The sequence below is a fragment of the Erythrobacter tepidarius genome, from assembly GCF_002155695.1.
Taxonomy (GTDB): domain Bacteria; phylum Pseudomonadota; class Alphaproteobacteria; order Sphingomonadales; family Sphingomonadaceae; genus Erythrobacter; species Erythrobacter tepidarius.
In genome coordinates this window covers 128703-140887 of the sequence record NZ_MUYJ01000011.1, presented here as the reverse complement: position 1 = coordinate 140887, position 12185 = coordinate 128703, and the positions used below count along the sequence as shown (strand labels likewise).

Annotated in this window: 13 protein-coding genes; 7 read left to right on the top strand and 6 right to left on the bottom strand. The window is 67.6% G+C overall.

The genetic code is table 11. The annotated features are described in order from the left end of the window. The first annotated feature begins 69 nt into the window (after positions 1–69). A complete protein-coding gene (locus BZF61_RS12105) occupies positions 70–393 on the top strand; it encodes a hypothetical protein (protein ID WP_086619555.1) in 324 nt (107 codons plus the stop codon). 329 nt (positions 394–722) lie between these two features. Here BZF61_RS12105 and BZF61_RS12100 read toward each other — a convergent pair whose 3' ends face one another. Further along, the gene (locus BZF61_RS12100) at positions 723–2579 is read right to left on the bottom strand and encodes a DUF885 domain-containing protein (protein ID WP_086619553.1); all 1857 of its coding nucleotides are present in this window, start codon (positions 2577–2579) and stop codon (positions 723–725) included. 73 nt (positions 2580–2652) lie between these two features. Between BZF61_RS12100 and BZF61_RS12095 the strand changes: the two genes are divergently transcribed. Next, positions 2653–2865 carry a hypothetical protein gene (locus BZF61_RS12095; RefSeq protein ID WP_086619552.1) on the top strand — a complete coding sequence of 71 codons (213 nt, stop codon included), beginning with the start codon at positions 2653–2655 and terminating at the stop codon, positions 2863–2865. A 54-nt stretch (positions 2866–2919) separates the two neighbouring features. Continuing rightward, positions 2920–3219, top strand: coding sequence for a hypothetical protein (locus BZF61_RS15625; RefSeq protein ID WP_143737035.1), 300 nt, complete (start codon positions 2920–2922; stop codon positions 3217–3219). Here BZF61_RS15625 and BZF61_RS12090 read toward each other — a convergent pair. Continuing rightward, on the bottom strand, positions 3177–3833 hold the full coding sequence (locus BZF61_RS12090; RefSeq protein ID WP_086619550.1) for an alpha/beta hydrolase: 657 nt from the start codon (positions 3831–3833) through the stop codon (positions 3177–3179). The genes BZF61_RS15625 and BZF61_RS12090 overlap by 43 nt on opposite strands. Positions 3834–4004: 171 nt before the next feature. On the opposite strand from BZF61_RS12090, the gene BZF61_RS12085 reads away from it, so the two are divergent. From BZF61_RS12085 to parC, 4 genes are all read left to right on the top strand, one after another. Beyond that, the gene (locus tag BZF61_RS12085; RefSeq protein ID WP_245804614.1) at positions 4005–4976 is read left to right on the top strand and encodes a cysteine desulfurase family protein; all 972 of its coding nucleotides are present in this window, start codon (positions 4005–4007) and stop codon (positions 4974–4976) included. A 184-nt stretch (positions 4977–5160) separates the two neighbouring features. Beyond that, positions 5161–6258, top strand: coding sequence for a cysteine desulfurase family protein (locus BZF61_RS12080; RefSeq protein ID WP_086619547.1), 1098 nt, complete (start codon positions 5161–5163; stop codon positions 6256–6258). 2 nt (positions 6259–6260) lie between these two features. Next, positions 6261–6605 carry a 2Fe-2S iron-sulfur cluster-binding protein gene (locus tag BZF61_RS12075; protein WP_425429628.1) on the top strand — a complete coding sequence of 115 codons (345 nt, stop codon included), beginning with the start codon at positions 6261–6263 and terminating at the stop codon, positions 6603–6605. Between the two features lie 62 nt (positions 6606–6667). Further along, complete coding sequence (parC, locus tag BZF61_RS12070; protein WP_086619546.1) at positions 6668–8965, top strand: DNA topoisomerase IV subunit A; 2298 nt, start codon at positions 6668–6670, stop codon at positions 8963–8965. A 52-nt stretch (positions 8966–9017) separates the two neighbouring features. On the opposite strand, the gene BZF61_RS12065 is transcribed toward parC, so the two are convergent. The 4 genes from BZF61_RS12065 to BZF61_RS12050 all read right to left on the bottom strand — a co-directional run bounded on the left by BZF61_RS12065 (position 9018) and on the right by BZF61_RS12050 (position 12161). Then, on the bottom strand, positions 9018–9560 hold the full coding sequence (locus tag BZF61_RS12065; RefSeq protein WP_086619544.1) for a hypothetical protein: 543 nt from the start codon (positions 9558–9560) through the stop codon (positions 9018–9020). A gap of 243 nt (positions 9561–9803) precedes the next feature. Then, positions 9804–10994, bottom strand: a complete 1191-nt coding sequence (locus tag BZF61_RS12060) for a CCA tRNA nucleotidyltransferase (protein ID WP_086619543.1) — start codon at positions 10992–10994, stop codon at positions 9804–9806. Further along, on the bottom strand, positions 10984–11610 hold the full coding sequence (locus BZF61_RS12055; RefSeq protein WP_086619541.1) for a CoA pyrophosphatase: 627 nt from the start codon (positions 11608–11610) through the stop codon (positions 10984–10986). The genes BZF61_RS12060 and BZF61_RS12055 overlap by 11 nt, the downstream gene beginning before the upstream one ends. Then, the gene (locus BZF61_RS12050) at positions 11607–12161 is read right to left on the bottom strand and encodes a DUF1285 domain-containing protein (protein ID WP_086619540.1); all 555 of its coding nucleotides are present in this window, start codon (positions 12159–12161) and stop codon (positions 11607–11609) included. The genes BZF61_RS12055 and BZF61_RS12050 overlap by 4 nt, the downstream gene beginning before the upstream one ends. Positions 12162–12185: the final 24 nt, after the last annotated feature.

Here is a 12185-nt window from a genome sequence, read left to right as displayed (position 1 = left end):
GGCTTTTTCCTTGTATCGACGCAATGCTTTGCCACACTGCCGCTCGACTCGCGCAAGAGGAGGGAAGAGATGAGCATTCTTGACGGCATCCTGAAGAACATCGGCGGCGCGCCGGACGATGTGGTGAACCTCGCCAAGCAGGTCGGGCTTGATCCGGCGATGGTGGAGCAGGCGATTGGCGCGCTCGGCAAAACCCATGCGCTGGAAGGCGACACGGTCACGCTGGCGGCGGAGAAGACCGGCCTCTCGCCCGATGTGCTCAACCAGATCGTCGCGGCGATCGGCGGCGAAGGTTCGCTCGCCAACTTCGCGAACATCCTCGACCGGGACGGCGACGGTAACCCGGTTGACGACATCATGGACATCGCCAAGGGGCTGTTCGGCAAGAGCTGAGCGCAATCAGCCGGCCAGCCGCGCGCGCAGCAAATCACCCCCGGCAGGTGCCCGATCACCGCGCGCACCCGCATCGTCTCGCGCTCGGCCCCGCGCGCAAACCGGATCTCGCTTATCACCTCCGCGGGCCGCACCTCGTTCGGTGTGACGGTCGCGCCCGTAGGGAGGAGCCGTTCGTTCCCGATCGCGCGGATCGCTCCGACATGGCCCGGCGCGAGCGGCGCGCGGCGCATGGTTTCGCGGTCTTGTCCTGGCATTTCCATGCCATCTTCCTGCCGCGAGACGGTTGCGGCGTGTGATCAGACGGGCGCATTGCCAAGGGGCAGGATCTACCCCTTGGCCTTGGCGATATAGCGGCTGACGGTATTGGCGACGACGTTGAGCGGCGCATTGCCGCCGAGGATGACGGCGGTGTTGAACGCCTTGAAGTCGTAACGGCTGCCCAGTTCGGCCTGCGCGCGGGCGCGCTGGCGGAGGATTTCCGAATGGCCGATCTTGTAGCCGCAGGCCTGCCCCGGCCAGCTGCAATAGCGATCAACCTCGGAGGCGACCTCCTCGAACTTGGAGCCGTTGCGCTCGACGAAGAACCGGCGGCCCTCTTCGCGCGTCCATCGCTTGGCGTGCAGGCCGGTGTCGACCACCAGCCGGCAAGCGCGAAAGGCGAGGCTTTGCAGGTATCCCAGCCGGCCGACCTTGAATTCGTCATAGGCTCCCAACTCGTCGGCGAGCTGTTCGGCATAGAGCGCCCAGCCTTCGCTAAAGGCGTTGAAGGCGAGGATCGAGCGGATCAGCGGCAGGCGGTTGGAAAACTCGCCTTCCCACACGTGGCCCGGAATGCTTTCGTGGAAGGTCAGATCGGCCAGATCATATTTGCGATGCAGATCGGTGGTGCGAAGGTTGATCCAGAATCGCCCGGGGATGCTGCCATCCTTGCTGCCCGCGCCGCCATAGGCGCCGGGCGCGCCCGGTTCCTCGGCCAGCGGCAGGCGACGCACTTCCAGCGGCGGATCGACCAGCTGGTCGAAGGCGCGCGGCATCTGCGCCCTGATCCAGGCGACCCGTTCGTTGATGAAATCGAAGATCTCCTTGCGGCCCGGATCGCCCTCGGCAAACTTGTAGCGCGGATCCTCGGCAAGCGCGCGCATCCGCTCGCCGACGCTGCCTTTGGTGTAGCCTATCTCGCGCAGGATCGGATCCATCCGACCGTGAATCTCCTCCAGTTCGGCAAGGCCCTGACGGTGGATCTCGTCGGGCGTCATGGTGGTGGTGGTCGAGGCGCTGACCGCCCAGGCGTAATATTCCTCGCCCATCGGCTGGGCCCACATGCCGGCACTGTCCCTGGCAAGGCTGCGCTGGGTGCGCAGTTCGGCCAGCTGGCGTTCGAGCGCGGGAACGATGCCGGTGGCGATGATGCGTTCGGCCTGCGCGACGGAGCGTGCCGCCCCATCGATGGTGGCCGCAGCGAGCGGCCCGGCATAGCTGTCCCGCGCCTGCGGCAGGCTGGCTTCCAGCTGCGCGATCGCCTTGTCGAGCAGGAAGGCAGGCGGCACCACGCCCATGCCGCGCGCGGCGCGGATGCGCTCCAGCTCGCCGTCGAGGATTGCCGGAACTTCGGCGAGGCGGGCGATATAGGGACCGATGTCCTCGCGCGTGCGCAGCGGCTGGGTCGAGCCGAAGAAGCGCGGCAGGTCGATATAGCCGCCGACGTTCTGGATCACGACATAGGGGGCATTGCGCCAGCTGCCGACCGCCACATCGCCATAGGGCATGGCCATGCCCTCCAGCGCCTTGGAGAAGGCGCTTTCGACCACTTCGAAGCCGATCTGCTGGTCGCTGGTGAGCCCCTCGCGGGGGTAGGCGCGGGCTTCGGCGAGCAGCTGCTTGAGCGTGCTGGCATAGGCGCTGCGCCCTTCCTCGCCCGTCATGCCGAAGGTCGCGCGCCAGGCGGCGAATTCGCCCGTGTCGACGCCAAGGCCAGTGGCGCGGCCAGGCTCGTGAGCGAGCATCCGGTAGGCGATCCGATCCAGCGCCGCGTCCGGATCGAGCCGGGCGATGGAACCGCCCGCGGGTGCGGCGGCAAGATCGGCCTGGTTGCGGGCGCAGGCGGGCAACAGGGCAAGGGCGGAGGCGCCCGCCAGCCCCTTGAGGGTCTGGCGGCGGGTGAAATCGGCAAATCTCTCTCTCATGCTGGTCGGTTTGGCGGGGCGCTTGCCCCAAGTCAATTGCACTGCGCGGGCCAAGGCGGCTAGAGCGCACAGCATGACCGATGTCGTGCTTTCGATCGTGATGCTCGCCGCGCTGGCGTTGCTGGCAGGGGCGTTCTTGCTGTGGCGGCGCACCGGCGAGGCCAAGAACCCAGCGCTGATGGTGTTGCTGGCGCTGATTGCGGTGATCAACGTGCTGATCTGGACCGTGCCGAGCGAAACCGGCAAGGCACCGATCGAGCAGTTGAAGGCGGCCGGAGGCGAATAGTCCGCCCCCGGCGCGCCGCGTCAAATCGCCGCGTCAAATCAAGGCATTCTCTAGGTGATGCTGCTGCTCAATCCGCGCCCAAGCGGATTGCCTGTGCGGCTGGCCGGCTCGTTCGGTGCAGGCGGCGGGCATGGCAAGCGCAGCCCATTCTTGGGTCTCCGGTGCATCTCCGCGGCCACCGCGACCGCAGCGCCCGAGCAAAGCGTGAGCGCCTCGGCTCTGCGCGGCCGCGAAGTTTCGCTGATTTCTGATCGGCGCAGCGAGATTTTGCCTTGCGATCCGGGATTTTCGTCAGCCCCGGATCGCCACTTTCACTTGATCGGGCAATCGGGCGACAGCCGGAAATCGAGGTAATTGTCGACCGCGGCCATCAGTTCCTCCAGCTCGTTTTCGAAGAAGTGGTTGGCGCGCGGGATTTCCTCGTGGTGGATGGTGATGTGCTTCTGGGTGCGCAGCTTGTCGACCAGCTTCTGCACCGCGGCGGGCTGGACCACCGTGTCCGCCGCACCCTGCAAGAAGATGCCGCTCGCCGGGCAAGGGGCAAGAAAGCTGAAGTCGTACATATTCGCCGGCGGCGCGATCGCGATGAAGCCGCGCACTTCGGGACGGCGCATCAAGAGCTGCATCCCGATCAGGGCGCCGAAGGAATAGCCAGCGATCCAGGTGCTCTGCGCTTCAGGGTGGATCGACTGGACCCAATCGAGCGCGGCAGCCGCGTCGGAGAGTTCGCCTATGCCGCTGTCGAAGCTGCCTTGCGAGCGCCCCACGCCGCGGAAGTTGAAACGCAGCGTCGCAAAGCCGCGCTCGGCAAAGGTCTTGTAGAGCCGCTGCACGATCCGGTCGTTCATCGTTCCGCCGCCTTCGGGGTGCGGATGGAGGATCATGGCAACCGGCGCGCGCGGGCGCGGGGGTGGGGAGAATCGACCTTCAAGACGGCCTTCCGGGCCGGGGAAGATGACTGAGGGCATCGGTAAACCTTGTGATCGAGAGCACACGCGCCGGGTGGCGCTGGCGTTTGCGCGGCCTATATAGGCGCACAGGCGAAAATCGCAATTTCTTGTGAGGAAAAGACCATCCCGCAACGGGTCTATCTCGATCACGCCGCCACCTCGCCGCTGCGCCCGGAGGCCAAGGCGGCGATGGAGGAGGGCTTTCGGCTGTGGGCGAACCCGTCCAGCCCCCACGCCGAGGGCCGCCGCGCGCGCGCCGCACTGGAGGATGCGCGCGAGCGGGTGAAGCGCGCGCTGGGGTGGGACGGCGAGCTGATCTTCACCAGCGGGGCGAGCGAGGCGCTGTGGATCGCGCTGGGTCGTGCGAAGGTAAAGCGCCGGATCGTCAGCGCGGTCGAGCATGACGCGGTGTTCCGGGCGGCGCCCGATGCCGAAATTCTGCCGGTGGTCGATGGTGAGGTCGACTTGGACGGGTCTCCCGACTGCGCGGGTGCGCTGGTGGCGGTGCAGCACGTCAATTCGGAAACCGGCACGATCCTCTGGCCTTACGAGCGGAACACCCTGCCTGAAGTCGTCCGGGAAGGTGGCGGGCAGATGCTCGTCGATTGCTCCCAAAGCGCCGGCAAGTTGAAGCTGCCGGAGGCCGACATGCTGGTGATCTCGGCGCACAAGTTCGGCGGGCCGATTGGGATTGGTGCCCTGTTGGTTCGGGACTTCAACCTGCTGGAACCGGTTGGCGGGCATGAGCGTGGTTACCGGCAAGGGACCGAGAACCTGCCCGGCGCGCTGGGCATGGCGGCGGCTTTGGAGGCGGGCGGCTTGCCGGGCTGGGCGACCAGCGAGGCCGACCGCCTGGCCTTCCGCGAGGCGATCCGGGCGGCGGGAGAAGCCATCGCGCTCGGCCCGCAATGCTCGCACATCTTCGCGGTCGCCCACCCGACCATGAGCGCCCAAGCCCTGCTGATCCGCCTTGACGCCATGGGCTTTGCCGTTTCGGCGGGGAGCGCCTGTTCGTCGGGCACATTGAAGAAAAGCCGGGTGCTCGATGCCTTTGGGGTGCCCGACGATGTGGCCGCGCGCACCATCCGGGTGAGCATGGGCTGGTCAACCACGCCCGAAGAACTGGCGCGGTTCAGCGAGGCTTGGGCGTCGCTATGTTGAACCTCCATCGTCTCCCCGCAATTGCTCCGTGGCCCCAGTTTCTTGTCTGCTGCACGCCCTCCGGCGTGCAGTTCTGGGCGCTAGTCCTCCGCTTCGCTCCGGGCGCCTGCGAGCGGGCGGTCGCCCGTGCGGCCCGTGTGTTGGCGGGCCGGGGTGAGCACATTTCTCGGTGGCAATTAACCCCATGATCTACCTCGACTATCAGGCTACCACGCCGCTCGCCCCCGAAGCGCGCGAGGCGATGCTGCGCTGGCTGGGCGGGCCGGAGAGCGACACTTTCGGCAACCCCCATTCCCCCCACCGCATGGGCCGCATGGCCGCTGCCGCGATCGAGGCCGCGCGCGCGCAAATCGGCGCGCTGTTTCCGGCCGGAGGGCGGGTGATCTTCACCTCCGGTGCGACCGAGGCGATCAACCTTGCGATCAAGGGCACCGCGCGCGCCGCGGGCAGCAACATCATCGCCGTTTCAGCCATCGAGCACGCGGCGGTGCTCGATGGCGTCCGCGCGCTTGGCGATAGCGCCGAGATGCTGGTGCTGCCGGTCGATCGCCAAGGCCTTGTCGCGGGCGACACGATCATCCCCCAAGGCACGCAGCTCATCGCAGTGATGCAGGTCAATAACGAGATCGGGACGATCCAGCCGGTCGAGCAACTGGCGGACGCGGCCCATGCGGCGGGCGGGTGGTTCCTGTGCGATGCGGTGCAGGGCGCTGGGAAGCTCTCCCCGCCGGCCAATGCCGACATGATCGCGGTTTCCGCGCACAAGCTCCACGGCCCGAAGGGCATCGGTGCGCTGTGGGTCAGGGACGGACTGGACTTGCAGCCGCAGATTCATGGCGGCGGACAGGAACAGGGCTTGCGCTCGGGGACGCTTAGCCCGGCGCTGGTCGCGGGCTTCGGCGCGGCGGCGCGGTTGGCGGCGGAGCGCATGGCCGAGGACGCGGCCCATGTCGAAGCCCTGTGGCAGCGCGCGCGCGAACTGTTCGACGGCTGGACGCTGAACGGCAGCGACACCCACCGCTGGCACGGCAATCTCAACCTCCGCAGGGATGGCCTCGATGTCGCCCGGCTGATGAGCGACTGCCGCTCCGTGATGTTCTCGGCCGGTTCGGCTTGCGCCAGCGGTTCGGGTCGGCCAAGCCATGTGCTGCGCGCCATCGGCCTCACCGAGCCTGAGGCAAAGTCCTCTATCCGCCTCGGATTCGGGCGCTATACCAGCCTTGAGGACATCGAAACCGCCGCCGCCGCGATCAAGGCCGCGGCGCAGGAGCAAGGCCTGTGAGCATCCCCAAGGGAAAGATTGGTGTCACCTTCATCGATCCGCGCGGGAAGCAGGTGGAAACGACCGCCGCGCCGGGCGACAACCTGCTGCGCGTCGGCCAGGCGGCGGGACTGCCGCTCGAAGGCACCTGCGAGGGGCAGATGGCCTGTTCGACCTGCCACGTGATCGTCGCGCCCGAATGGTTCGACCGCCTGCCCCCGGCGAGCGAGGAGGAGGAGGACATGCTCGACTTCGCCGCCGGGGCGCGGCGCACCAGCCGCCTGTCGTGCCAGATCGAGCTGACCGCGCAGATGGACGGGCTGACCGTCTCCGTCCCCGCGACCAGCAATGACCTCAGGAAGATGTAGAGCGGCTCAACCCTGTGGAAACCCCTCTCCCTCGTCGCGGCGCGGGTTGCTAGACGGGCGCCATGTCCGATCCCACCATCACCGATACCCCTGACGACGGCTTCGACGCGATCGTCGATGCGCCCTTCGATGCCGCGCTGTCCGAGCGCTATCTGGTCTATGCCCTCTCGACCATCACCGCGCGCAGCCTGCCCGATCTGCGCGACGGGCTGAAGCCGGTGCACCGCCGGCTGCTGTGGGCGATGCGGCAGCTGAAGCTCGATCCTTCGAGTGCCTTCAAGAAGTCCGCCCGCGTCGTTGGCGACGTGATCGGCAAGTATCACCCGCATGGCGATGCGTCGGTCTATGATGCGATGGTGCGCCTCGCGCAGGATTTCGCGCTGCGCTATCCGCTGGTCGAGGGGCAGGGCAACTTCGGCAATGTCGATGGCGATAACGCCGCGGCCTACCGCTACACCGAAGCGCGCCTGACCAAGACCGCGCTCGAACTGATGGGGGGGCTGGACGAGGGCACGGTCGATTTCCTGCCGACCTACAACGGCGAGGAAGTCGAGCCGGAGATCTTCCCCGGCCTGTTCCCCAACCTGCTCGCCAATGGCGCAAGCGGGATCGCGGTGGGCATGGCGACCAGCATCCCCAGCCACAATGTCGCCGAGATCATCGATGCGACGCTTGAACTCATCGAAAATCCCCACGTCACCCACGAAAGGCTGATGGAGCTGTTCCACGGCCCCGACTTTCCCACCGGCGGGCAGGTGATCGATAGCCCGGCGGTGATTGCCGAGGCCTACCGTACCGGGCGCGGCGCCTTTCGCCTGCGCGGGCGGTTCCGCGCGCCCGAGGCGAAGGATCCGGCCGATGTCGAGGCGGGGATCGAGCGCCTCGGCGGCGGCCAATGGCAGCTGGTGATCTCGGAAATCCCCTATCAGGTGCCCAAGTCCAAGCTGATCGAGCAGATCGCCCAGGCGATTGCCGACAAGAAGCTGCCGATCCTCGAAGACGTGCGCGACGAAAGCGATACCGCGATCCGGATCGTGCTGGTGCCCAAGAGCCGCAACGTCGATCCCGACCTGCTCAAGGAAAGCCTGTTCAGGCTGACCGATCTGGAAACGCGTTTCAGCCTCAATCTCAACGTGCTCGATGCCACGCGCACGCCGATGGTGATGGGGCTGAAGGAATTGCTCGAACACTGGACGGCGGCGCAGATCGACATTCTCCAGCGCCGCGCGCGCCACCGACTCGACCAGATCGAAAAGCGCCTGGAGCTGGTGCGCGGCTACATCATCGCCTACCTCAACCTCGACCGGGTGATTGCCATCATCCGCAGCGAGGACGAGCCCAAGCCGGTGATGATGGCCGAATTCGCGCTCACCGACCGCCAGGCCGAGGCGATCCTCAACATGCGGCTGCGCAGCTTGCGCAAGCTGGAGGAGATGCAGCTCAGGAAAGAGCAGGATGAGCTGCTGGCCGAACAGGACGAGCTTGAAAAGCTGCTCGAAAGCCCGGCCCGCCAGCGCACCCGGCTCAAGCGCGATCTCAAGGCGCTGCGCAAGGACTATGCTGAGGACACCGCGATCGGTGCGCGCCGCACGCTGATTGCCGAGGCCGCCGCGACGGTCGAATTCAGCATGGATGCGATGATCGAGAAGGCGCCGGTGACGGTGATCCTCAGCCAGAAGGGCTGGATCAGGGCGGCCAGCGGCCATGTACCGCTTGATCAGGAGTTCAAATACAAGGAGGGCGACGGTCTCGCCTTCATCTGCCACGCGCAGACCACCGACAAGCTGCTGCTCGCGGCCTCGGACGGGCGCTTCTTCACATTGGGCTGCGACAAGCTGCCCGGCGCGCGTGGCTTCGGCGAGCCGGTGCGCAGCATGATCGACCTTGAAAGCGAGGCTTCGATCGCCGCGATGATGGTGCACCGGCCCGGCGGGCGGCTGCTGCTCGCCTCCAGCCACGGCAAGGGCTTCGTTGCCGAGATGAACGAGCTGCTGGCCGAAACCCGGAAAGGCCGGCAGGTGGTCAATCTCAAGGACGGGGCGGTGCTGCGGGTGGTGCGACGCATTGGCGAGGGTCACGATCACGTCGCCTGCGTCGGCGACAACCGCAAGCTGGTCGTGTTCAACCTCGAGGAACTGCCGGTGATGACGCGCGGCCAGGGGGTGCAGCTTCAGCGCTACCGCGATGGCGGGCTGTCGGACGCGACCACCTTCGTGCTGGCCGAGGGCCTCAGCTGGCAGATGGGTGGATCGGGCGAACGCACCCGCACCGAAACCGAAATCCGGATGTGGAAGGTTGCGCGCGGGGCGGCCGGACGCATGCCGCCACAGGGCTTCCCCAAGTCGAACCGCTTCGACTGACGATCGGGGCCGCAGGCGGAACGCGCGCGGCCCCTGGCGGGCTGGGCCTGGCTTATTGCGCCGCGCCGCCGGTGCTGGCGGCCTGCGCGCTGGCGGCGGCGCTGGCGATCTGTTCGCGGGTGAACAGCGCCATGAGCCGGCCTTCGGGACTGACCGCGAAATGCTCCTTCTTGAGCGCGACCGGGCCTTCCGGGCTTTCGAGGACAATCTTGTCCGCGGCGAGATCGACGCTGGCGAGCGTGCCGGCCGGATTGCCGTTGGCCGAAACCACGGCCGCACCCACCACCAGCGCGGCATCGCGCTTGGCATTCGCCTCGGCGACCTGCGCGTCCATCATCGCGTCGATCTGGTCCTTGGTGGCATTGATGCTTGGCCCGCTGGCGCTGGTGCCGATCAGGTCGGCGGGGATCGGGGCCTTGTGCTTGCCGGTGTCGATCGTGACGATGCCGTCGGCCACGGTTTCGACCGTGCCGATCGGATTGCCATCATTGCCGTAGATCGTGGCGCCGACATCTTGCGCCAGCGCGGCGGCAGGAACGAGGGCAGGGCCGGCAGCGAGGAGGGTGGCCAGCAGCGCACGCTTAACGGTGTTCATCGATCTTCTCTCCATTCTTGCACTTCGACAGGATACTGCCGGGAGGTGGCAGCAACGGCGGGAGACACGCGTCCGCATGGCCCGAAGACCACAATTTGAAGCCGACCAAGGCGGCCCGGTTCGATGGGAACGTGTGTGCAATAAATGCATCAGACCCGCGGAAGGTTCCTAGAGCACCCGGCGGCGGCATGGCCACCCCCGCAGGCGGGCTTGCAGGGCCATCCGTCGCTCCTCAGGCGCGCTTCACCCTGTCCGGGGCCGGCTGGCGAGCGCTTCGTCGAGCAATTGCCCGATGCGGGCCGAATCCGGGAAGCCTTCGGCCACCCAGCGCGCCTCGACCTCGTGGAGGATGCGGGCAACCTCCGGGCCGGCGCTGACCCCGCGGGCGACGATTGTCCCGCCCTTGAGCGGGAAGCTGGGCACGCTCCAGCCTTCGAGCACCCGCGCATCGCTGCCGCCCAGCAGCAGCCGGTCGATCGCCAACGGCGGGGTGAGGCGATAGGCAAGCATCCGGGGATTTTCGGCATCGCTTGGGCCGCGCTCGGCAGCGGTGACGAGTCTGATGCGCTGGGCCTTGGAAAGGCGCAGGCGCGCGGCGACGGTCTCGGCCACTTCGGGCGAGGGCGGGAGCAGCGCGGCCAGTCGCCGAACGGGATCGGGAGCAAAGCCCTGTTCGCGCTCGGCTGCGATCAGCCGGGCAAGCGCGGCGAGCTGCGCGGCGCAGGCTTCGGGCAGGATCACGCCGAGCACGCCATTCTTGCGCATCCGCGCCAGCGTCGCGTGCGGATCGGGAAGGGCCAGCAGTGCGAGCAGTTCGGCCGCGATCCGCTCGCGGCTGAGACCTTTCAGGGTGTGCGCCAATGCGGCGCAGGCACTTTCGGCCTCGTCATCCAGCGCCGCACCGAAGCGCGCCTGGAACCGGTAGTAGCGCAGGATCCGCAAGTGATCCTCGGCAATCCGCTGCCGCGCCGAGCCGATGAAGCGCACCCGCTGGGCGCGCAGGTCATCAAGCCCGCCGAAATAATCGCTGATCTCCAGCGTCACCGGATGGGCATAGAGCGCGTTGATGGTGAAATCGCGCCGCGCCGCATCCTCGCGCCAGTCCGAGGCGAAGGCGATGGTGGCGCGCCGCCCGTCGGTTTCGACATCGCGCCTGAGCGTGGTGATCTCGACCGGGCCATCGGTGAGGATCGCGGTAACGGTGCCATGCGCGATCCCCGTGGGCACGGTGCGGATGCCGGCGGCGCGGCAACGGTCGATCACCTCGGCCGGCAGCAGCCGCGTCGCGCAGTCGACATCATGCACTTCGGCCCCGAGCAGGCCATCGCGCACCGCCCCGCCGACCCAGCGGATATTGGCTGCGCCCAGCGCCGCCGTCAGCGCGGCAAGCCCCGCGCGGGCCGGCCATTGCGCCTCGGCCAGATCACGCAGCATTCTTCAGCCCCTCCAGCGCAATCCGGCGTGACAGGTTGGCGATGATCGCCGCGGTCACACCCCAGATCCGGAACCCCTGCCATTCGAGTTCGAGATAGCGCCGATTGGCCCCGCGCCAGAAGGTTTCATGGGCGGTCCAGCTGGCCGGATCGAGCAGCAGTGCCAGCGGCGCCTCGAACCAGTCGGCGACCTCGACCGGATCGGGCCGCAGGTCCAGCCCCGGCGGCACCACGCCCACCACCGGGGTGACGATGAAACCCGTGCCGGTGTGGTAGAGATCGCTGGTGCCGATCACCCGCACCGCCGTGCGCGGCAGGCCCAGTTCCTCCTCGGCCTCGCGCAGGGCGGCGGTCACGGCGTCCTCGCCCGGATCGATCTTGCCTCCGGGAAAGGCGACTTGCCCGGGATGATCGCGCATCGACCGGGGGCGCTGGGTGAGGATGACCTGCGGATCATCCGGTACGTCGGTGATCGCGATCAGCACGGCTGCGGGCGTGGCGCGCCCATCGCGGGCGAATTGGGCATCGCTGAGCAGATCGGGAATGTCGCGCGCGTGGCCTTCGGCAAAGAGCCGCGCGAGCGGTTCGTAGAGGCTGGGCCGGGGCGCGCGCGTCATGGCAGAAGCGCGAAGCTCATGCCCTGGCTGGCGATGCGCCAGCCGTTGCTTTCGGCCCCTTCGGCCAGCGCGATCTCGGCCAGCTGCGCCCAGGTGGAACGGTTGAGCCGTGCCTCGCAGCCGCGCCTGACATGGAGATAGAGCGCCGGATTTTCGGCGGTGCCGGCGGCCCGCAAGCGATGCTCCGGCCCGGCGATCACCAGTTCATCGGTGTTGAGTCGGAACACCAGCGCATCGTCCTTGCGCACGCAGTCGGTGGCGATGAAGGCCGCATCCTCGACCTCGATGCTGAGCTTCTCGACCGGGGTCACCAGCCAGTGATGCCCCGCCGCATCGCGGGTGAGCAGGCTGGCGAAGGCGCGCACCATCGCCTCGCGCCGGATCACCCCGCCCTCGTGGAACCACGTTCCATCGGCGGCGATCACCATGTGGCTTTCGCCTACCTGCTGCGGCGACCAGCTTTCGACCGGCGGCAGCTTGCGCGCGTCGACCAGCGCGGCGATCTCGGCGAGCGTCAGTCCGGCAAGGTGCGGAGGCGGTTCGTAGGGCATCGCAGGCAAGGGATGGCAGATGGG